Origin of the sequence: Sulfobacillus sp. hq2 (genome assembly GCF_002903155.1) — a bacterium.
GTDB lineage: Bacteria > Bacillota > Sulfobacillia > Sulfobacillales > Sulfobacillaceae > Sulfobacillus > Sulfobacillus thermotolerans.
The window spans coordinates 26,549-47,252 of sequence record NZ_NWUL01000009.1 but is presented as its reverse complement, the minus strand read 5'-3'; the positions used below and the strand labels follow the sequence as shown (position 1 = coordinate 47,252).

Annotated in this window: 24 protein-coding genes and 1 pseudogene; 3 read left to right on the top strand and 22 right to left on the bottom strand. The window is 63.0% G+C overall.

Going from position 1 to position 20,704, the window contains the following annotated elements; all coding sequences use genetic code 11:
• Window positions 1-366: 366 nt before the first annotated feature.
• Window positions 367-648: a hypothetical protein gene (locus CO251_RS17680; RefSeq protein ID WP_242968159.1), complete on the bottom strand. Its 282-nt coding sequence runs from the start codon at window positions 646-648 to the stop codon at window positions 367-369.
• A 698-nt stretch (window positions 649-1,346) separates the two neighbouring features.
• Here CO251_RS17680 and CO251_RS00940 point away from each other — a divergent pair.
• Window positions 1,347-1,916, top strand: coding sequence for a site-specific integrase (locus CO251_RS00940; protein ID WP_103373950.1), 570 nt, complete (start codon window positions 1,347-1,349; stop codon window positions 1,914-1,916).
• Between the two features lie 301 nt (window positions 1,917-2,217).
• On the opposite strand, the gene CO251_RS17945 is transcribed toward CO251_RS00940, so the two are convergent.
• Window positions 2,218-2,307 (bottom strand): MYXO-CTERM sorting domain-containing protein, encoded by a 90-nt coding sequence (locus tag CO251_RS17945; RefSeq protein ID WP_304465930.1) that lies wholly within the window; start codon window positions 2,305-2,307, stop codon window positions 2,218-2,220.
• Between the two features lie 169 nt (window positions 2,308-2,476).
• Between CO251_RS17945 and CO251_RS00935 the strand changes: the two are divergent.
• Window positions 2,477-2,632: pseudogene (locus CO251_RS00935) on the top strand (site-specific integrase); the annotation flags it as partial.
• Window positions 2,633-2,649: 17 nt separating this feature from the next.
• Here the strand turns inward: CO251_RS00935 and CO251_RS00930 are convergent.
• Together CO251_RS00930 and iscB are read right to left on the bottom strand one after the other, a co-directional pair.
• Window positions 2,650-3,069: a hypothetical protein gene (locus tag CO251_RS00930; protein ID WP_158246105.1), complete on the bottom strand. Its 420-nt coding sequence runs from the start codon at window positions 3,067-3,069 to the stop codon at window positions 2,650-2,652.
• A gap of 220 nt (window positions 3,070-3,289) precedes the next feature.
• Window positions 3,290-4,576: an RNA-guided endonuclease IscB gene (iscB, locus tag CO251_RS00925; RefSeq protein WP_103373948.1), complete on the bottom strand. Its 1,287-nt coding sequence runs from the start codon at window positions 4,574-4,576 to the stop codon at window positions 3,290-3,292.
• 424 nt (window positions 4,577-5,000) lie between these two features.
• On the opposite strand from iscB, the gene CO251_RS00920 reads away from it, so the two are divergent.
• The gene (locus tag CO251_RS00920; protein WP_103373947.1) at window positions 5,001-5,423 is read left to right on the top strand and encodes a MazG nucleotide pyrophosphohydrolase domain-containing protein; all 423 of its coding nucleotides are present in this window, start codon (window positions 5,001-5,003) and stop codon (window positions 5,421-5,423) included.
• 45 nt (window positions 5,424-5,468) lie between these two features.
• Here CO251_RS00920 and CO251_RS00915 read toward each other — a convergent pair whose 3' ends face one another.
• The 18 genes from CO251_RS00915 to CO251_RS00835 all read right to left on the bottom strand — a co-directional run bounded on the left by CO251_RS00915 (window position 5,469) and on the right by CO251_RS00835 (window position 20,610).
• A complete protein-coding gene (locus CO251_RS00915) occupies window positions 5,469-7,886 on the bottom strand; it encodes a hypothetical protein (protein ID WP_103373946.1) in 2,418 nt (805 codons plus the stop codon).
• 9 nt (window positions 7,887-7,895) lie between these two features.
• Window positions 7,896-8,174, bottom strand: coding sequence for a hypothetical protein (locus CO251_RS00910; RefSeq protein WP_103373945.1), 279 nt, complete (start codon window positions 8,172-8,174; stop codon window positions 7,896-7,898).
• Between the two features lie 158 nt (window positions 8,175-8,332).
• A complete protein-coding gene (locus CO251_RS00905) occupies window positions 8,333-8,533 on the bottom strand; it encodes a hypothetical protein (RefSeq protein ID WP_103373944.1) in 201 nt (66 codons plus the stop codon).
• A gap of 100 nt (window positions 8,534-8,633) precedes the next feature.
• Window positions 8,634-9,332: a hypothetical protein gene (locus CO251_RS00900; RefSeq protein ID WP_103373943.1), complete on the bottom strand. Its 699-nt coding sequence runs from the start codon at window positions 9,330-9,332 to the stop codon at window positions 8,634-8,636.
• Between the two features lie 173 nt (window positions 9,333-9,505).
• Window positions 9,506-9,790, bottom strand: coding sequence for a hypothetical protein (locus CO251_RS00895; RefSeq protein WP_146038944.1), 285 nt, complete (start codon window positions 9,788-9,790; stop codon window positions 9,506-9,508).
• A gap of 207 nt (window positions 9,791-9,997) precedes the next feature.
• Window positions 9,998-10,873 carry an ATP-binding protein gene (locus CO251_RS00890; protein WP_103373941.1) on the bottom strand — a complete coding sequence of 292 codons (876 nt, stop codon included), beginning with the start codon at window positions 10,871-10,873 and terminating at the stop codon, window positions 9,998-10,000.
• 70 nt (window positions 10,874-10,943) lie between these two features.
• Window positions 10,944-11,840, bottom strand: coding sequence for an ATP-binding protein (locus CO251_RS00885; protein ID WP_103373940.1), 897 nt, complete (start codon window positions 11,838-11,840; stop codon window positions 10,944-10,946).
• The gene (locus CO251_RS00880) at window positions 11,837-12,913 is read right to left on the bottom strand and encodes a hypothetical protein (RefSeq protein ID WP_242968155.1); all 1,077 of its coding nucleotides are present in this window, start codon (window positions 12,911-12,913) and stop codon (window positions 11,837-11,839) included. The genes CO251_RS00885 and CO251_RS00880 overlap by 4 nt, the downstream gene beginning before the upstream one ends.
• A gap of 13 nt (window positions 12,914-12,926) precedes the next feature.
• On the bottom strand, window positions 12,927-13,289 hold the full coding sequence (locus CO251_RS00875; RefSeq protein ID WP_146038943.1) for a hypothetical protein: 363 nt from the start codon (window positions 13,287-13,289) through the stop codon (window positions 12,927-12,929).
• A 149-nt stretch (window positions 13,290-13,438) separates the two neighbouring features.
• Window positions 13,439-14,371: a DUF6744 family protein gene (locus tag CO251_RS00870; RefSeq protein WP_103373937.1), complete on the bottom strand. Its 933-nt coding sequence runs from the start codon at window positions 14,369-14,371 to the stop codon at window positions 13,439-13,441.
• A gap of 31 nt (window positions 14,372-14,402) precedes the next feature.
• The gene (locus CO251_RS00865; RefSeq protein ID WP_103373936.1) at window positions 14,403-14,768 is read right to left on the bottom strand and encodes a hypothetical protein; all 366 of its coding nucleotides are present in this window, start codon (window positions 14,766-14,768) and stop codon (window positions 14,403-14,405) included.
• A 23-nt stretch (window positions 14,769-14,791) separates the two neighbouring features.
• Window positions 14,792-15,802, bottom strand: coding sequence for a CHC2 zinc finger domain-containing protein (locus tag CO251_RS00860; protein WP_158246104.1), 1,011 nt, complete (start codon window positions 15,800-15,802; stop codon window positions 14,792-14,794).
• 28 nt (window positions 15,803-15,830) lie between these two features.
• Window positions 15,831-16,631 carry an NUDIX domain-containing protein gene (locus CO251_RS17300; protein ID WP_158246103.1) on the bottom strand — a complete coding sequence of 267 codons (801 nt, stop codon included), beginning with the start codon at window positions 16,629-16,631 and terminating at the stop codon, window positions 15,831-15,833.
• Between the two features lie 41 nt (window positions 16,632-16,672).
• Complete coding sequence (locus CO251_RS00855; RefSeq protein ID WP_158246102.1) at window positions 16,673-17,233, bottom strand: metal-dependent hydrolase; 561 nt, start codon at window positions 17,231-17,233, stop codon at window positions 16,673-16,675.
• The gene (locus CO251_RS00850; RefSeq protein WP_103373933.1) at window positions 17,230-17,613 is read right to left on the bottom strand and encodes a M50 family metallopeptidase; all 384 of its coding nucleotides are present in this window, start codon (window positions 17,611-17,613) and stop codon (window positions 17,230-17,232) included. The genes CO251_RS00855 and CO251_RS00850 overlap by 4 nt, the downstream gene beginning before the upstream one ends.
• Window positions 17,614-17,673: 60 nt before the next feature.
• Window positions 17,674-17,967, bottom strand: a complete 294-nt coding sequence (locus CO251_RS00845; RefSeq protein ID WP_103373932.1) for a hypothetical protein — start codon at window positions 17,965-17,967, stop codon at window positions 17,674-17,676.
• A complete protein-coding gene (locus CO251_RS00840) occupies window positions 17,964-19,358 on the bottom strand; it encodes a VWA domain-containing protein (RefSeq protein ID WP_103373931.1) in 1,395 nt (464 codons plus the stop codon). The genes CO251_RS00845 and CO251_RS00840 overlap by 4 nt, the downstream gene beginning before the upstream one ends.
• A gap of 106 nt (window positions 19,359-19,464) precedes the next feature.
• Window positions 19,465-20,610, bottom strand: coding sequence for an AAA family ATPase (locus CO251_RS00835; RefSeq protein WP_158246101.1), 1,146 nt, complete (start codon window positions 20,608-20,610; stop codon window positions 19,465-19,467).
• Window positions 20,611-20,704 lie beyond the last annotated feature (94 nt).

Below are 20,704 nucleotides of genomic sequence, written 5' to 3'. Positions count from 1 at the left end.
TCCTCCACACGAGGATCCTCCGGAAAGGGGCTGCCGTGAATAGCGGTTGTCCATATTTGTCCCAAGAATTGGGCAGCTGCTGATACCACCTACAACCCACATCTCGTACTTTACGGACGGTCCGGAAGATTGGCCGATGTATGTGGCACCCGCGCCGCACTTTAGCACATTCCTCGCGTAATTCGTAAGAGCTATCAGTACCCCGATATTTAAGTGTGATGTTGACCAGCCCTAATCGAAGTCGGAGGAAGACTGCGTCTTGGCTGAAGATGTTAGCACCGCAGGGAGTGCGGATGACGAGGTTACTGAGATAACAGTTACGATTGGGTCACCCTAGCGTTTCTCCGTGCTTCAGCTTCCGTCTGCTCATAAGGTTTCCTCGCTCGGGGGACCTGCACTCGGGGCTTTCTCGTCCGGTCCCGCTGCCGTCCGCAAAACCCAGACCACCTCACTCCACGACCGATCGGACCGTCCCCAGTGCGCACAGACTGCCAGCCAAAAGGCGCGGTCGGGCAGGTCCACCCCAGGCCATGCGCAAATCGCTTCCAAATACGCGGCGTGGTCGGCTCGCGGCCGCGTCGGGAACACGGTCGCCATCTGGTCGGCCCATGTGGCGAGCGTCGTGGGATCACACCGCCACGTCTGCATGCCGCGGCTGATCGCCTGCCAAATCGGCCGCCACGGACTGGCGGGGTCGGCTTGCGCGTGCCAGAGGGCCTGCGGGGGCAGCCACGGGCCGCGCGGCGCCGGCGCGGGCGCAGGCCACGGTCCCGCCCAATCCGCCTGATAGGCCGGCCAGAGCGCGTCCGCCTCCGGAATCGCCCGCAGGAGCAACCGATCGGGCGGCAGGATCGTCGTGAGCAGGAGTTGGCCGTCTGTCCACTGAAGTTGCGCGCGATCGGCCTGAGGCACCGTCAGCGCCCCGCGTTTTTGTAAGGTTGTCACCGCCATGCACATCTCTCCTTCATGATCCCGCTATGCACCGTATTATACCATAAGGAGCGTCAGACAACGGGCGGAGATGAGACAAAAGGACGGAGCGCAGACCATGTGCCAAAACTTTTGTCAGACGGGATAGCGTGATACAGGACGGGACAATCAAGATAAGGCGGGATCGCGGGCCAGAGTAACCGTATCAGACAGAAGGGAATTCTGTCCGATTGCGTCAAACCCCGGTACACGCCCGCAAACCCCCAAGGGGTCTAGCGTTTCGGTTCCGTCTGAATGCGTCCTAGAGACCGTCTCGGAGGACAACAAGCTGTGAATCCGATATAATGACTGTATAATAAGTCCTGTAGAGGATACCGTTATGATTGACACTATCGCGTGAAGGAGCAATCAATCCCGTGAACACCGTCGAACCGATCCGTGATAAGAAACAGATTGACGCCATCCGCAAAATTCTGGCGGCGCAAAACTTGCGCGATGCGGCCTGGTTTACGCTCGGGATTAACAGCGGATTACGGATTAGTGACCTCCTCCACCTGACGGTGTGGGACGTCCGCGAGACGCCGACCAAGTGGCGAGACCGGATTCGCGTCACCGAACAGAAGACCGGCAAGACGAAAGACTTTCCCCTGAGCGCCACGGCCAAGAAAGCGTTGCAAGCCTATCTCACCACCCGGCCGGAGGCCCAGCCTGCCGATCCCCTCTTCCCCTCGCGAAAACATGGCCGCCCCTTGCAACGGGGGCAAGCCTGGGAGATTTTGCGGAACGCCGCGCAAGCGGTGGGGGTGACCGATCCGGTGGGCACTCACACCCTCCGGAAAACGTTCGGGTACTGGGCGTTTCGGTCGGGGGTCGATCTCGCCATTATTCAGCAGATCCTCAATCACAGTAGCCCGGGGACGACGCTCGCCTACATTGGCATTCGCCGCGAAGAGCGGGATGCGGTCTATTTAGGACTGAATTTGTGAGAACCCAAAGGGATCGTGATAAAGGCCGCCTGCGGGGGTATCGTAAAGTTTACGCATCCCCGGGTGCGTCGTAGGGGTGTGGCCAAAAAGCGGACGTCCTGGCCTATCCTTCGATTATAACGGCCTAGACTAAACCGGCGTTGCCCGTTGCAGAACGGATGAAAACGGAGTAGTCTAAACACGATAGAAAGATGCACGGCATCCGGTGGGTGACCGGACACCGTGCAGAGCTCCACGTCTGCGATCGGTAACAACGTGCTAAAGAATCATGGGAATCCGCCGGGTTGCTCTCCCGCGCGGATTATTTTTTGCGACGCCGAAACAGCCAGCGTCCCATCAACCCGACAAGGGCCAAGGCCACGGGTGCGGTCAGGTGGAGACTCATCAGCACCACCTCCTTCCGCGGTTCTGCTCGCGCCAAGAGGCGGCAGATCGCAGACGTAACACGCCGGAAGGAGGCCGATCGGGGCACAAGGGCCCGCTCAAAATAAGTATACAGCCCATCCAGCGGATGGGCGAGTCTCACCGCCTACAGAAAACTCTGTGCGAAATACCATAGCGCAAAACGCTCAGTGGGGTACTGGCTGCTTCGGTCGGGGGTCGATCTCGCCATTATTCAGCAGATCCTCAATCACAGTAGCCCGGGGACGACGCTGGCGTATATCGGCATTCGCCGAGAGGAACGGGATGCCGTGTATTTGGGGTTGAATTTGTAAATAGTGCAGAAGATTTCTTAGAGGTTTTCTTCTTCTGAGGGGTTTTCCTCGTGGAGTTTTTCTTGAAAAGTTATCTGGATGAGATAAGCACAGCCGTTATCTATTTTTTTGCATTGCGGTATTTGATATGTAACATATGTTTTGTTATCTAGTGGAAATTTATACAGTGCAGACCCACGTGATTTCTTCTTATTAAATAAGTATTTTTTAGCTTCTGGCGAACATCCGAGATAATAAACATAATTGTTATTGGATTTGTTATTTTCAAATGTCTTGTATAGCGTTTTTAAATCTTCTGTCATTTTGTGACTACTGCCTTTTTCTCCTATGGTGTCCGAGATTTCGATACAGTGTGTGGTTTCTCCAGATTTAATGACAAGATCGTGATCCGCATCCCGGGATGAGTTACTGCTAGTTGTAGGATGGGCCTGAGTCACAATTGCCTCCGGATATGTCTGGTTAAAATAGTTGAGCACATCAAGCATCGTCTCAACCGTCGCGCATTGCGTAATTAACTCCCCAAAGGACTCTTCATCCTTACCTCTTTGGATGCACTGCTCTTCGTTAGCCTTTTCGTTATGGCATGCTTTCATCAGATAACGGCGCGGCGGAAACCTCGGCGTTCAGGCCGGGGAGGAGCCGCGCCTGTCTCCTTTCTCAAGCACCTATACGGTGCGTTGTATACTGCCAGCCGTCTCCGCGTTGGAGAATGCGGCAGTATTTGTGCGAAACGCCTTGGGCAATTTTGCGGCCCGCGATCGCGATGTCGAAACGGCCTGTGGCGCGGACGGTAACAGAACCTGTCCACCCGCCCCTATACTTGCCGTTGGGTATTTCCGCTCGGATGAGGTCCCCGGTCTGAAAGCCGAAATGAACTTTCTTGGCAGACAAATGGCGAATCGGGAACCCGTGCTTGTCCGTGCGACAGCGTTGCCGGTTGCTCCGGCCTTTGGCGGTCCAAACCTGCACGTAGGCTGGCAGGCTGGTGAACCGTTTGGGGGTGCTTTCTCCGACACAGAGCGCGTCGTAATAGTGCTCCTTGGGGAAGCCGTGATCGATGCGCTGCTGCTTCGTGCGGCCGCCTGACCCACCTTCCACGGGAAGTCCGGTCGCTTTGAGGTCTTTATACAACCGCCAGCGGGTCGCATTCAGCATCGCCGCATCTTTCAGCGGTGTCTTGGCTTGGGCCTGAATCGCAGGATAACCGAACTCTTCGGCCGTCCGGTTGTTCTTCGCCAGATTGCAAGGTTCGCAGGCCAAGGCCAGATTGCTGACCCGGTCACTGCCCCCGCGACTTTTGGGCACGATGTGCTCTACCTGAAGCGGCACCGCAGTGGCGCCGCAATAGACGCAAGCGCGGCCCCATTTCTCCAACAGGTACTCCCGCACTTCGTACCCCAACAGGGTGCCCTGCTGGTATTCCACCCCAGAAATTTCGGCATTTAGCATCTTCTGGGTGTCAAATTTGACATGCTCCACGCTAAGCGCCGTGATCGGCGCGAGTTTTCGGAGCTTCGCTAAGGAATGCAGGGTTTGACCGATCCGCGCCTCCAGCGACGGGGGCAGCCATCCCTGGGGGCGCTTGCGGTTCAGAAACCGGGCTTTCCGGTAACGCGTCTTGCGATGGCGGCGCCCTCGACGCAAAGCCCGCCGGGCGTCCAGTTTGGCTTTGATGCTGGCTTTGTGGACAAGCTTCCCGAAGAAAATGACCTTAGGGCCTTGGGCCCCCTCCAAAAGGATGGCGACCCCCGTTGTTTTGCTGCCGGGGTCGAATTTGACGCGCAATGGTTGGAACCTGGATTCTTCCGCCGTGCGATCCTTCAGCCGGATCGTGAAGGGGGCCATCCGGTGCACCACCGCCCGACCTCTGTCCAGCAATTGGCGGGCCCGCTTTTCGGTGCAGGGCATGAGAGGTTTTTGGTGCTGGTCTAAGACGACAACCATTCGCCGATGCTCCTTTCGGAGCCCCGTAAGGGGCTGGTAACGTGTGCTTGCGCACATCTCTCCTCGCCAATGTTCGGTCGGGTCGAAAGCCGTCCACGCACCGCTTGCACTACCCCGAGCTGGCTTTTAACGTGAACCCACAGAGCCAGGGGCTGGAGAAGCACCCCTGGGTGTGCACCGACCGAACGGAGTCTCGTGAAGAGGCTAAGGCTGGTCAACCGTGGAGCTTACGACAAGCTCCGCCCTTCAGGGCGGGGTGGTTGACAACTGCTTCTCCTTTGATAAAGATATTGTAGATTTCAGTCTAAAATTTGACGAGGCTTTCTCTGTCTTATTTTTCCATTCGCATCTATATACTATCATTTCTCGTCGACACAGGACAGGCTGTTTGCTGTAATCATTCAAGAAAGAGAGGAATCAAGCTATGTCAGAAAACCCATCCGAAGATTTTGCTAAAAAACCGCTTGACGATTCCTTAATCCATAAGCCTTTCGCATCCTGCGCCGCCATACTCCACGCCGTCGAAGCCTTTCATCGCCGCAATCAGTTTATCGTGGGCACCGGCACACGTGAAGACCTCCTACTCCGCTTAGCCCTCTTGCAGGGCGAACTCGGCGAATTGGCGGAAACGGTGACCAAATCCGCAAAAGGCCCTCACCATGGATTTATGGAATCCGAGTGGATTGCGATGCAAAATGAATGGGGCGATGTCCTCTACCTCATGCTAGGCTGGGCCATCGAGCTGGGCTGGGATGCCAGCACCCTCCATCAAATCTTTGCGCGCACCCATCAAAAAAACCTCAGCCGACCCCCGCGTCATACCGCGTTAGCGCGCCCGAACCCTTAACAGTCCCGGCCCCGGACCCCCGGGAATCCCCGGGGGTCCGGGGCCTCACGGGGTGACCGGCGTCGGCGGATTGAGAAACACCGTGGCGCTATTGACTAACCATCCCCCAGACACCGGCACACAGTGAAGGGTCAGCGTCCCGGTGACCGCGCCGGAGGACGTCACTTGCCTAATGGGTTCGGTAAAATGATGGGGCGCGTGGGCTTCGGGAACCAGACCCTGCGCGGTTAATCCCGTGAGCGAGGAGGCCTGACTAAAAAATCCTCCCGCGATAATGCCGTGGGAGGCTTCGAGGTAACGCAGGGAGCCCCACCCGAGGCCTTGATCAAAATAGCCCGCCGTCAGCGGATCGTACCAGCCCGGATTCCGGCGAAAGGTGGGCGTCATAAGCGCCCAGGCCTGGCGATACTGCCCCTGGGCGAGCGCCTGCACCCATTGTTGGGCCGCCATCAGCGCCTGGGGCGCCGGAGCTTGTCCCACTCCCGCCGCCCGCCCTTGCAAGGTGCTGTGCGTCCAGAGCGCCACGGGCGTGCGAGGCCGTAACGGGCTCACGCCCAGCATGAGATCCGAGCCCTGATGGCGGGCGAAGGGATAGGGTAAGAGGGTGCCGACCGAGCCGGGTAACGGCGGGGACAGCGTATTGGTTGCCGACACGGTATTAGACGACAGCGCCCAGCCTGCCGTCCCCTGGGGAGCGATCGTAAAGACGCCCGGAATGCCCGCTAACGCGTTCAGACTTTCCACGTAGACCGTGCCGTGGGGGCCGACCTGCACGTCCGCTAGACCGGGCATGTTGGCAAAAGAGCTCACGATGTTGTGGATCGCCTGATGATAGGCTGGAAGCATCGGCGTTGTCACAGTGCGCGGGGCATTAACCGAAAACACCTGAGGCGTTGATACGCCCGGCGCCCAGCGGAACAGCCATAGCGCGCGATTGGGCATGGCAAAGCCGGAAATCGTCAGCGACACGACTGCTTCGCGGGTCTGCGGACGAACCCACACCGCAACCTGCGACGGGGACAAAACCGGCGTATGCCCCGTGGATTGATAGCGCCACAACACGCGGCCGTGCGGCGAGACCAGGGCAAAATTCGGGCCGCCCAGGGCAGAATCAAAATACTCCACAAAGGCTTCGGGGCGCCTTGGCGAGACAGGCCACACCATCCCTGCCCACGCGCCGTGCGGCGCCAGCGCTTGGTCAATCGTGGTCGGCAACACCCACGCATTGGGGCCCACCACCGGCACCGTGCGAATTTGGTGTTCCGCGGCCCGCAGGCGCTGGGTGAGGACCGCGGTGACATGCCGCTGGACCACCGGCAGCCCGAAGGTGACCAAGAGCGACAAGCCGAGCGTATCGGCGGTATTGGCCGTGAGCAAATCGGAGGCCGCCGCGAAGACGATCGTGGTGGTATCGAGCGCCATGTTATCCCAAAAGACCGACAACGGAAAGGGCAGCGTCACCGTGACCACCGGCGGCATCGGCAGCGTCGGGGTCAGGGGAATGCGGGCCGGTTGGAAAGGCGCCCCTGCCACCCACACCGTGCTATGGGGAAAATTCGTCACACTGTCAGTCGTCACCTGCCCCGTATCCTGGATCAGGCGCGTGCCCGACAACGCCCCATACCGCGCACTCTCCCAGACGGCGTGAAGCGGAAAGGCGGCGCGGCCGCGAACGATCGCCGTGGCGGTCGTCAGGAGCGCCGATCCGGTGGATTGTGTGGCACTCGGCACGTCCCATAAGGTTTGGAGGGCTTGCAAATCCTGCCACGTCGTGGTGGCCGCCTGGGGATCCACCAGAAGACGGCGGAGGTGAACAAGATCCTGCGGCAGTTGCGCGACGTCATGCGCTAGCGCCGGCATCGTCTGGAGAGCATCTTTCAGCGCGAGAAACGATCCCAACGCCTGGGACAGTTGATGTAACGCGACCACCGTTACCGCCATCGCCGTATCCGGTCGCGCGTGAATGGTCCAGGGGATTTCGCCATCAGGATTCTGGGCCGCCATCGTGAAGAACGGCGCGGCCGACACGGTGGCATGGGCCCCGGAAGACCCCGGCGGCGCGGAGGAAAACGTCGCCCACTGGGCCGGCAATTGCAAGCCAACCTGGCGCCAGAGCGCAGCTTGGGGAATCCCGGAGGCCGTCGCCCCATTCAGAAGGGCTTCGTCGCTTTCGAGCTGTTGGCTCGCGACCAAGACCAATTCGACACTCGCCAGCGACACCGGCTGATGAGCCCAGGTGGCAGTGGTCTGGGTGATAAACTGCTGGAGCGGTCCAATCGCCGTGGCCGGATTGGAGGGAAGCGCCCGCCACTTCTGCCATAGCACGCGAGAATGGGGCGTCACCGGCACAACCGGGCCGGTGGCCGGCAGCGTGGTTTGCACCCATTGGGCCGTTGTCATCAAATTGGCGGTATTGGCCACGCTACTCAGGGCTATCGACAACGCGGCGGGCGTCCGGGGCATGCGGCCCGGCTACGCGGTATGGCGGAGCGCTGCGAGGGCCGCCGGCGGCAAAGGACGCTGAGCTGCCGGGGTTGACGCGACGGCGGATAAGCCGGCTAAGACAGCCCAGGTATCGGTGTGCTGAATGAGCCCGCTGACCGTATGCGGCGGCGCGAGCAGTGCCGCCCGCAGGGCCTGACGATACCGCCGCTGCGAGCGAGCGTTATGCCGGTGCGGACGTTCGGCTAACGCCAAGGCGATGCCCGCCGGGGGTTTCGGCGGGCGCAGAAAAAACCACCAGCCGGCCAAGCTGCCTACTAGTAAACTCCCGGCAATCCCCCCCGGCGATGAGGCGAATACGACGAGGCATGGACGCTCGTCACACTCCTTATGGCAAAAATCAAGCAAACGACAGGGAACGGACACACACACTGAGCAGGCCGCACCATAAGACAACACGCACGCCATCAGGTCTCGGGATGCCGATCATGGAAAACAAACCGCCACAGGTGCCACAACCCCCATAGTCCCGCTACCATCAGCAAAAAGACGCCGATAGCCATCGCCACCACCCAGGACGCAAACCACGACCCGCAGATCCCGGGCAACAACATCGCAAACCCTAACACCAGCGCCGTGATCCCCGCATCACTAGTCAGCCACCGCACGCCATCACCTTCTCCTTCTCGTTGATAGACCGGCTACGGATCCCGAGCGGGGCACCCCGGGGCTGTCGATCCGCCTCGGCCTTTCGGCGGAGAGGGGGGACTAAGCGGGCGGCATCCGTCGACCCCAGCGCACCACAAAGGGCGAGAGCGTCGGCGCCCACGCCCACGTCACCGGAATCGGAGGGTCGACGGGTTGGGGACGATTGACCGGGAGATCCATGCCGCACTGGCTCCATCGCGTGGTTTTGTCGGGCACGGGGGGCACGCCCGTAATCTCACTCAAGACCGTGACGAGGTCGCCCGACGGCCGCCGAATGCGGCCGATCCACACCCCAGGTTGGGCGGCTCGCGTCGCATACGGGACGATCATCCAGGCTTCCAAGCGTCCGGTTTCCCATTGGCGGCGATGGTGCCAGAGAACCAAGACGCCGACGGAAAAGAGCGCGCCCACGATGGGACCGAAGCCGATGGTGAACACAAATTGCGCGGCATTGGCGACCGTTTCCCCCATAGCATGGGCAAACGCCTTTTGCGCGCCCAACAGCACGACGAGGAGCAAGGCGATCGCATAGAGCACAAAAAGGCCCAACAAACCCGCCATAAAGCCAAAGCCGGCGGCCCCAAACACCGAATCCGTCATCCACCGCCCAATGCCCCAATGAGGTCCCGTGCCATCAAACGGCCAGGGACTGGCGGCGCGCACGCGCTGAAAGGTGGCGCTGAGGGTGCGGAGAACGGGGGTCGCCAACACCCCAATCAGGATGGCCCAAAAAATCGCGGAAATCGTAGGGGGACTCATGGAAACCCTCCTTTGACGAAATGATCACCGTATTGGGTGGTTCGCGAAAGATAGCCATAAAACGCCCGGCGCAGGCCGCGAGCCGGGGGACGGTCATCGCCGTCGACGCACGGGCCGGGCGATGATCTTATGATAGCAGGCCCAGCGGGCCGGCCCATACACCGAAGGGCCTTTTAGGCCGACATCGCCCGTAACCGCGCCTGGATCTGGGCCGATAACGCCGCGGAACAATGCGGATGCTCGCGGAGGGCCGCCAAGAGGAGCGGAGAGAGATCCGCACGCCCCGCCACCTGGGCCAACACGGCACCGGGCGTGCGGGGATTGGCGATGAGCGCCGCGACGACGCGGGGCGCCGGATCCTGGGCTAAAATCGTCGCCAGCGCGGTCGAGAGCCGCGCACTGCGTGCCATCGCTTCACGGAGGGGCTCGGCGCCCGCGTGGGCTAACGTGGGGACCACCGCCTCGGGGACATCCAGACGCACAAGGCCCGTGCAGAGCACGGTGTCGGGCGCGAGCAGGCCCGGCGCTAAGGCTGCCAGGGCCGCAGCACGGGCCGCGGGCGGCAGCGTGGCCGCTTCGACGACAAGCGAGAACATGCAGACACCCTCCTTCGGAAACAAAGAATGGGGCCGCGGCGGAGAGATCCGGCGTGGCCCGTAAGGCCATTAGGAGACGTGCGCCGCAGGCCAGGCCGCCATCAGGCGGTCATAATCGGCGCTGGAGAGAGCGCGCACGGATGGATAGGTCGTGCCTAAGGTCTGATTGATGAACGCCAACAACTGCGCGGCATCCCACCCTTGGGCCTGCATGGCCTGCGCGAGGCGCTGGCCCTGGTCCGCGGTCATGGGAGCTGGCTTGTTGTCACCCAGCCAGGTCTGGAGCGTTTGGGCCAACTCCGCCCCGGGGCGCGGAATGATGGCTTGCGCCAGCGCCCGGCAGCGCGTCTTGGTAATCACCAGCCGATTCGTCTGATCGAGATCGCCCACCACGTCAAATTCAAAATCCAGCCCCTCGCGCTGAATCGGTTGCATGCCGACCTTGCGCACCACCGTTTTGCCCCGCTCGTCTTTTTCTTGCACATAGGCAATTTTCGACCGCAGCGTCGCAATGATATGCACCGGGGCGTGCAGAATTTCCTCAATTAACTTGTTATGCTCGGGCGAGACGGTCCGCCAGGCTGTATAGCTATTGCCGCCGCGTTCTTGGGCGGTGGCCGCATCATGCATGTCGAGGACGCCGCCTTTGCCCGCCCAGGCATGCGACAGCGAATCAATAATCAGCACGTCATAGCCGCCCGCCACCGCGGCCCGAATCGCCTCAATATATTCATGCGGCGCAAACGTCTCGAGTTCGAGGACATCAAAGGCAAACTCATCGGCATATTTCGAAGCCGAGCCGCGTTCCGAGTCAATCACGGCCACCCGGGCCCCCAAGGCGGTGGCAATCCGCAAGCTGCTATAGGTCTTGCCGGACCCCGCGGGGCCGATCAAGGCTAAGCGGAGATAGCTGAATTGTTTGGTTGCCGGACGAAATTGTTTCATGCGCATCCACTCCTTTCGATTGCGATAAAGCGAAGCTGCCTGTCGACGCCCCCGCCGGCAGGCGGGGGGCTTAGGCCGACGCCGCGGGATCGGCCGGCGTGTCTTGGGTCAACGCCGCCATCACCCGGGTAAACTCGGGTTGGGTTAACTCCCGGGGATTCTGATAGGTCGTGTGCAAAATCCCGTTAATCCGGCGCATCAACTCCGGAACACTGACCGGATGCGCCTTCACCCAGGCGCCTAACGTCTGCATGGCGGCGTCGTCCACCAACGGATCCGCGCCGTCCTGGAGCCACGTCCGCAAGAGGGTTGCCACCTCGGCGCCCGGTTCCGGAAAGACCCCCCGCGAAAGCGCGGCGCATCGGGTTTTGGTGATCGTCAAGGTATGGTCCTCATCGAGCGTGCCGACCACATCGAGGTCAAACTCCAGCCCGTCTTGCTGAATGGGGCGCAACCCGACTTTCCGCACGGTGACTTTGCCCTGCGCGTCGGTCTCGACCACATAGTCCACGCGGGACCGCAATGTCACGAGGACATGCAACGGCGCCTGCATAATGGCCTCGATCAACGCGTTGTGTTCGGCGGTCACCGCGCGCCAGGCCAGCCGGTCGTTGCCCCATTGGTCCGGGCCCGCGGCCTTCGCTTGCCGCTCGAGGATGCCGTCCTTGCCCGCCCAGGCATGGGAGAGCGAGTCGAGAATCAGCACGTCATAGCCGTACGTGCGGGCCGCGGCAATCGCGTCCAAATACGCCTGTGGGGCAAAGCTGCCTAAGGGCAGCACATCAAAGGCGAACAAGGGCGCATACAGCGACGCCGAATCATGTTCGGTGTCGACCACCGCAATGCGCGCACCCAAGCCCTGCGCGAGCCGCAAGGCGGTATACGTTTTGCCCGTCCCGGCCGGGCCGACTAACGCCATCCGCAAAAAATGGCGGTGTTTGACGGCCGGGGTAAAGGGATTGGTCATGAGGATCGCCTCCTACGGGATTTGGTGGGAATCGGGTGTTGCACGGTCCACCGGTCATACGCGGCCCCGGTTTTTTGATACGGCTGGAGCGCCGCCTCGGACACCACGCCATCGGCCACCACGGCTTTCCAATCCGTGGTCGTGCGGCCAGGGATGACGGTCCGTTTGAGGCGGACATCGTCGGCTTGCAGCGCCGCGGCCTGATGCGCGGCCAGCACCTCGCGAAACGTGGCCTCCAGCGATTGCCGCCGCGTTTTCAGCACCTCGAGATGTGCTTCGAGCGCCTGCTGTTCGGTCCGTAAGGTGGCATATTCGGCCACATCCGCCGCGAGCGGGGGCGCGACCGCGACACAGGCCGCGGCGTCGTGCGTCGTCGTGATTTGCGATCCCCAGCACGCGTCCCAAAAGCCGCAGCGTCGCAAGCCCTGCGGGGTGTGCCACGCACACGGGTAATGGGTGGCTTGATAGTCGTCAGGAATGGGCAGCGGCGTTTTCAGCACCGTAATGGCCAATTGGACTTCCATCAATCCCACGACCAAGGTCCGCGCCAAATCAGGGTCATACACGACCGGATACGACCGGATTTCGCCCGTCTCTTTGATCCAGTAACTAATTTCCGCGGTCGCGCCGCGCGCGTTGCCATAAAAGTGAAGATATAACGTGACCTGGGCCACATGCGCCGGCAACGGTAAATCCGGGATCCGCTTTGCGGTCGTGGTTTTGCATTCGACCAGATGCGCAATCGGATCGATCCAGAGGTCAATATGCCCGACGCCAAAGTCGGTCACGACCTCCACTTCGCGTTGAATCTGGCCTGGAAACTGCGGCTCCCACAGCGCCGCAATGCGGTCTTCCGCCCAATGGCCGGTCTCAAAGATCGCGAGTTCCCGGGGCGTAGGGGGCGTTGGCACGACGCCTAAGGCCCGCAGCGTCTGCCGCCGGGCACATTGTCCGGCTTCCGAGAGGCGAATTTCGTGGGGATTAAACTTGGGGGGATCGGCCAGCGTGGCCGCCCAGTGGGCCTGTTGGAGCGCCGCCGTGGACCACGGGGCAGTAACGGGGGGCTGGGACATCAGCATGACCTCCTTATACCGCGCGATAATGATGATAGGCCGCCAATTGCAAGGTGGGACTCTGGGCAATGCCCTGACGCACTTGGCGGAGTAATCGGGTGTCCAGCGCCGCGAGCCGCGGCGCCGCTTGGGTCAGCCGCCAGGCGTTATAGGCGTGATTGCACGCCTGATGGCTCAATCGCAGGCTCAGCAGTTGTTCCAACCGAGGGGCGTGCGCCCACAGCGCCGAGGCATAGGGCACGACATGTTCCACCGACACCGTCGTCGCGGTCCAGGGCTGGCCACACCAAAAGCAGCGGCCCGCCTGCACCGCCGCCAGTTGAGCGCGCCAAATCGGGGGCATGTGATCGGACGTGTGGGCGTAGGGGGCCTGCATCAGCGTCTGCCAGGCGTGCGGGGCCGTCACCGCCCACGCTTCCACATGCGTAATGACGGCCGCAAGACTGGCCCGCCAGCGAGCGGCCCCGAGATAAAATACGGTCTCCGCGGCGGCCGCATCGCGGGCGAGGAGAGGGGACGCCATGGCTACCCCTCCTCGGCCCCGGCGGTCAGCATCTGCATAATCGCCGTGCGCGCGAGCGCCAGCTGCTGCGTCAGCGCACTGTGCTCATCATCCAACAGTTGGGTATAGTGTTCCACGCGCTGTTGCAATGCCTGAAATGCGGTGACAAACCGGGTTTGTTGCGCCGTCGTGAGCGGCGTTGGCGCCGCGCGGGCCGTCTGAAGCTGGTGCAGCAAGTGGGCTGTTTTTTGCGTCACTTCGGCATCGAGACTCGCCGTCACGGTCGCGATCACGTCCGCGGAGCGCGCGAGGGGCAACGTCCAGACCTGAAGACCCAGCGCCGCTTGGGCGCGGGTGAGGGCCGTCAGCAAGCCCTGGGCGTCCGTGGGGACAAATTGGACCGGACCCGCGGCGACCATCGTTAACGCGCCGACGCGCGCTAACCAGGTCCGAATTTGACGGCGGCGGTCCCCGGCGGTATAGGTCTGGCCCGCGGCCTGAATAGCGTCGGGCAACCGCGCCAGGGCTGTCTCTTCGGCGGCGGTCAAGGACGCCCGCCGTTCCACCGTGGTGAGGGTCCCGGTGCGCGGGTGGCCGGTAATCGCCGCTAACACCTGAAAGGTGACCGCCCCGGACGCGGTGGTTTCACGAATCCAGTGATGCGTCACCGTGCCCCGGTGTCGGGCGACGCGGCGCAGAAGCGTGCGCGTATCCGGGCCCTGCCCCAACGTGCGCAAACCGCGCACGTACGCCGTGGTGGGCGCAATCCCGGCGGGCAGGCCATAATGGGCCAGGCCGGCTTGGGCGATGGCCGCGAGCCAATCGGCTTGGGCCATCGCGCCGGCCTCGACAGTAAACCAGACCAAGTGGCCGAGGTCGGGGTGCGTGTGTAACAAATCGGTGACCCAGTCCCCCGCCGCCGCGGAAGGCGTCGAGGGGGTGAGAGAAGAGGGCATCGCATCGCACATCCTTTCGGAGAGAAAATGGTTACGAGACGATCCGCGCGTCCCTTACGCGCTGGGCATCCAGCGCCTGCCAGCGCGCGTCGCCCAGCAGACGCACCACCGTCGCGGTGGCCCGCGCATAGACCCGCAAAGCGGCGGGAAGCGCGGGAAGGGCGGGGACAGGCCAGGCGTGGGCCAGATCCAACTGTTCCCAGCCGTCATCAGGCCAGACAGCGGTATAGGGAATGCCATACAGACCGTCGTCGAGCTGCACGATCACGTGGCCGACGGTGTCGTCGGCATCTAACGGATCGGCTAGCCAGAATTGATCGCGCGCCGGGACCACGTCCCGAAGCCCACGTTCGGTCGGATCGTCGGCGAGGGCCGCGCATAATTGGGACCACGTCATGCGTCATCATCTCCTGAGGGGGGTTACTCGGGGGTAAACGAGACCGGACAACCGGCCTGCAAGGCATCATCGAGCCCTTTGGCCCCGGTCCACTGGGCCCGGCGCACGCGCCAGCCGGCCGTACGCAACGCGTGCGCCAGCCGATCTTCGTGCGCGCGGACCAGCGCGGCCTTGGCGGGATCGGGCTCGCGGTCGAAGGCTAAAATAACCTCCTGCGGACCTAAGGCCGTGATGAGCGCGGGCACCGGGGCCCACGCCTGAACGCCGGGAATGCCTAACACGGTATGTTGCAAACGCGCGTGGGCCACGAGGGCTTTCAGCGGCCCTTCGGTCACCCACACGACGGTATCGACGCCGCGCGCGACATGCACCGGGGCTCCCGAGCTGGCCCCGCCGGGGCGGCCGCTGGACGACAGCCAGCGGTATTTCCCGCGGGTCGGATCGTCCGCCCGCACATGCAACGCCTGAATCTGGCCGGTGACGTCGCGCACCGGAATGATGACGCCCGCCGGACCCGCGATATGCCAGTGACCCTGGTGATGCCAAAAGCCCGGCACGCCGGGCTGGGCCGGCGTGATCGCGGTAAGACCCGGCGTATGACTCACCAAGCCCGCTTGCGCGATGACGCGATCGGGCAACCCGCGGGCGTGCAGCGCATGGCGGTGCCTGGGGTGTAACGTCTGCTGAGCCAGCCAGGCGCGGTAGGTGGCATCGCGGACCGCCAGCGGGGCGCGCGCGGGCGCCGCTGGGGTCGGTGTCGGCCGGGGGGCGATCGCCCCGTGGGGGGCATAAGTGGTCCGCAACCACCGGAGCGCCTCCGCGGTGGACACCTGATGCCAGCGCGCCACAAAGCCGATCACATCATCCCGCCGCGGGGAACACGTCATACATTTCCAGGTTTGCGTCGCGGGCCAGACCACCAAACTCGGATGCTGGTCGGCATGAAACGGACAGCGGCCGCGATACCACGCGCCATGCCGTGTCAGGGGGACGACCTGACCAATCACGTCTTCAATGCGCACGGTCTGCTTCATTTGCGTACACGTTGCCACGCGGATCACCTCATTCGATGCGGAATAATGAGACAGCCGCGCCCTCGGCAGCGCCGAGGGCCTCGCGATCCTGGACGGCCTGCCACAGCCACGCCGCGAGTGGGGTGACCAGGGCCGGCGCCGGATCCGCCGCGCGCCGCGTCTGCACCGCCCCGATTTCGAGCGGCCCATCGGGGGCGGTGCGCCAGGGCGCCTGTTCCCAGATCCCCTCCCACTGACCTAAAAAGCCCCAGACCCACTCATCCGCCCAGGGCGACGCCACCGCACCCAGCGCGGCGGTGATCTGCACGGCAATGCCCAGTTCTTCGCGCACTTCGCGCTGCCAGGCGTGCGCGGGACTGGCGGCCGTAGCCCCGTCGTCCGGCGTTAAGCCGCCACCGACCCCATGCCACCGCGTCTGACCAGGCCGCTGCACCCACAACCAGCGGCCCAAGCGATCGTGGACCAATCCAGTCGCGGCCAGCGCAATCCGGGCGTGGGGGATTGCCTGCGGCACGTCTCCCCACGGATACGCCCGCACCCAGGCCCGCATGGGCCGCGGCAACGTCGGGAGCGGCCGCGTGAGCAACCGATTGGTCGCCAGCCAATCAAAATACGACCCGACCTCCAGCACCAGCTGCGTCGGGGTCCAGGCGTGCACAAACCAGGCGGGATCATTCCAGACCGCGCCATACCACGCCTGCCGTTGGCGCGCCGAGAGGGACCAGGGCGCGCCGGACCACCGGGACGGAGCCACCGTCCAGTACGGCGGGATCTGAAGCGGCCGGACGCAGGAACGATCGAGGAGCGGCCAAGAGAAACCAAGGGACATCAGAGGGCGCCTCCTTTGGAGTTCTATCGCGACAATTCGCGCTAACGCCACAGCCATAAGACAAGCAAGAGCCCCACGAGCCCCAGCGCCATCGGCCCATCCCACGTGCGCACGGACCCATGCCAGGGCCACCGAAAGCCGCGTTGGGAAAAGGGCCAGAGCCACCACTGCGGCGTCTCGTTAAAGCCATCGAGGATCAAATGGCTGAGACTGCCCAGCCATAAGCCGGCGGCGACCACGCCCCAGGGCACCAGTCCGTGCCCAAGGCCCGGCGGCAAGGCCGACCAGAGCCCGACCAATCCGATCCAGACCACCGCCACCGCGAGGGTGATCCCGACGAGCGAGTGCGCTTGGTGTCGGTGCCAAATCGGGTGGGGCCACCCCGCGCGCCCTACCATCGGCGGCACGTGCGGGCCCCGCGAGCGGGAGACCGAAGGCCAGGGAAGCCAGCGGCCGAGGGTCGACTGGGGATGATCCCAATCGGGGAGCAGGCTCCCGAGGCTACTCGCCAGCGCCAAGGCCCAGGGATGCCCCAGCATCCCCGTGGCGGCGACGCCGCTGGCAACCACGAGGCCGCCTAAAAGATGGGTGCGGGCATTCACCGGGACATTCCCTCCTTTCCAAGACGCGCGGTCATCCGCGCCCAACGCCATAACTGCCGCCCATCATTGGGCACCCCGGGCCACGGCACCAGATTGAGCGCCCATTGCCCCACTCCCAGCATCAGCCACCACAGGGCCTGCGTCGGCCACACGGCCCACACGCCCAGCAACCACAGCGCTTCGGCGGCCGGGCCGGCCGCCACGGTCAACGCCACCTGCGAGGGGGTCAACCCGTCGACCCGCAGGCGCACGCCGACCGCGCCCCACGCCCGCCACACCACCCCCTCGACGCGCCCGCCCAGTGCCCACGTGACGCCGGCATGAGCCAGTTCGTGGACGAGGACCATGCCGAGGGCCACCCCGATCAACCTTGCAATCATCGACGTCCCTCCTGTCCCCCGCAAGGGGTCCGTGCTGGTGTATGAAAGACCGTGATCCGATTACCCGTCCGCCCGCGGTGCGGTCGTGATGGCACAGGGCCCGCCGAATATCTCGGTGATCACCTGACAGGCGGCTATGAGCGCCGCTTTCGGCGTGGCATACCCCGTGCCGGCGCGGTGCAGGGCGGGAATCTGCCAGTGCCAGCGGTGATGGCGCCGGATGACATGAAGCGTCACCGGCACGCCCCGGGGGCCGATGGGGATCGCGGGATAGGTCACATGCTGCGCGTGGCGCACCACCGGCGCACAGGCGCCCCAGGGCGTCGTCAGGGTCCACGGCCAATCGAGAGTCATACCCGATCCCCGCCGGGTGCCGGCGGGGCCACCACCTCGGCAAACACAGCGCCGGCCGCGGCGTCATCAGGTTCCCCCGCTAAGGCCCAAATGCGGTCCGACCAGGGACGGATCCCGTCCTCGACCCCCCCAATGAGGATGGAGAAGACTCGAAAGCCCCAGGCCCGCTTGGCGGTCAGGAAATCCTGTAAGAACGCGTCGGACAGGCGGCACACGCCATCGGTGATCACCGTGATGTCCGCGTTCTTGAACCGAGCCGTCTCGAGTTGGGCCAGCGCCCACCGCAAAGGCGGTTCAAACGCGGTCCCCCCGGTCGCTCCCACTTGCGCAAACCGCAGAATGTCTTGCGGGGATGCTTGGCCTTTTGGGAAAAGAAACTCCGCTTGCAAATCCCCATTGAAGAACACGGCGCCAAAATCCCGTTTTTGCCGCCGGGCCGTATCCATCAGCGCCAGACCCACGGCGCTGGCCCATTCCATGGAGGGGCCCTGCATGGACCCGGAACAGTCGATGGCACAGAGGATCGGACCGCGTCCGTGCCGTGGCACCGGGCGGACATCGTACTGGGCCAGTTGGCCTTCTAACAAGCGCCGACCAAAATCCAGTTGACGGAGCGGGTCCTGCAACGCGGACAATTCGACCGGCAAGACCCGGCTGAGGTCATGGCCCTGGGTCACGCGATAATACTCATCGCGCAAGTGCCGCAGCGCACCGCCTTGGCGGGCGCGCGCCAGATTGCGCAACCGGCCGATGAGGTCGGCGACCTGACGAAATTGGGGTTGCAGGAGATCATGCGCCATCGCCAGGCGTTCTCCGAGCGGCAACGTCTGGAGTTGCGCAGGGTCCAAGCCCCAGCTGATGAGCTGGCTCTGCAAATCCTGGGCGGTGTCGCCGGCGGCCTGCATCGCCCGGCGGGCGGCTTTGGCCAGGGCGCCTTGGGCGGTTGGCGGCGGCGGTGTGCGTTGTTGCATGGCCTGATCCAAGTCGGGGTTTTCGGCAATCTGTTCGGCCAATTTTTGCCCGGCAGATAACGTCGCCACGGCGGAGGCGAGTTCATCGAGCACGGTCTGGGTGCGGGTTTGCTGCGTGGCCGTATCCTGGAGGATCTGTTCCACATAAGGACGGTTCGCCGCACTCGCTGGATCGACCAGCTCGGGGGCGCGCAGGGCGGGATTCAGCTTGTAAAAGGTGTTAAACACATCTTGCAACAGAGCAGGGAACGCCGGATATTGGTTCTGGCGCTGCACCAGATCCTGAATCGCTTGGGATCCCTGCGTCGCTTCTTCCCACGCAAATCGATCAGAGCGGGGACCCTCCACATGCTGAGGAGAACGCGAAGCGCCCTCCAATGCCGCGTGAATCCAGGAAAAATCGTTCGTGGCTAAGGCCATGGGTCATCGCCTCCTAGGGGCTAGTGTCAATCCACGCACCTCATACGGGGTGCGACGTGAGCGATAGCACAAAAAAAGCCAGCCGGGGCAGCACCCCGGCCGGACCTCAGAACGAAATCTTCAAGCACTGCTTGAGAATTTCGTCCCCCCACGTTTGCAACTGCGTCAATCCCTCTTGCGCTCGTTGGGACGGTCGGCCCGCATCTTGGGCCTTTTTCACCACGGCGCTCAATAACTTGGCGGCGGATTGCAAAGACTTGTTCGCCGCCAACCCGGCCATATTGCGTTCCTCGCCTTCGGGGGTGGCGAGGGCTTTCAGGTAAGCGTCTTTGGCGTCATCGAGGATGTCCTGGGCCTCTTGATCGAACGGGCTGATCAGCGTGAGCACTGCTTTCGCAACAGCCAACCGTTGGTCGGGTTCTTCCCAGAGCACATGTTGCAAAATCAGCAGATCCGACGTCTCGGCCGCCGCATGCCCATTCAGCCAGGCCTGGGCTTGCACGACCGCTATGCTCTGCCGCCAGCGGCGATCGGAGACCGTCAGGCCCTGTTGCGCTAACGCCGTCCGGAGCGCGCCAAAGACGGGCAAGACGGCCGTCACATCCACCGTCGTGACCGCCTGTTGCGCGGCTTGCACCGTCTGCGGGGGAAGGGGCGTCAGCGGGGGCAAGGCGGCGGGTTGGCTTAACAGCGTCGTAAAGGACGCCGGATCTTTAAGGTAGTCGACCACATGCCGCAATAAGAAGCGATCCCAGAGCGCGCCCAGTTCCTCCCGGTCCTCCGGCAATTCGTTCGAGGCCCCGACCAGCATATGCAAGGGCATCGGCACCGCCTGTCCATCGTTATAAAAGACGCGTTCATTCATCGCCGCCAAGAGCGTATTCAAGATGGCGGACGATGCCTTAAAGGTCTCATCCAAGTACGCAATCTCGGCTTCGGGCAATTTGCCGGTAGCGATGCGGCGATAGTGGTCTTGCTGGAGACCCTGGAGCGAAATCGGCCCAAAGAGTTCTTCAGGCGTGGAGAGCCGGGTCAACTGCCATTCAAAAAACTGGCCGCCGATGTGCTGACAGAGATCGCGCACCAACCGGGATTTGCCCGTCCCCGGCGGGCCCAGTAACACTACATGCTGCCGGGCTAGCAGGCCCACCAAGAGACTGCGAATCACGGCGGGCCGTTCGAGATGCCGCGCATTGAGATCCTGTTCGAGCGCTAAAAACGGTTGGGTCAACGGTACGGTAAGCATCGACATGCACATCCCATCCTTTCTGAGAACCATCTCTGAGAACCATCTCTGAGAACCATCTCTGAGAACCATCTCTGAGAACCATCGGAAAGACACGAGT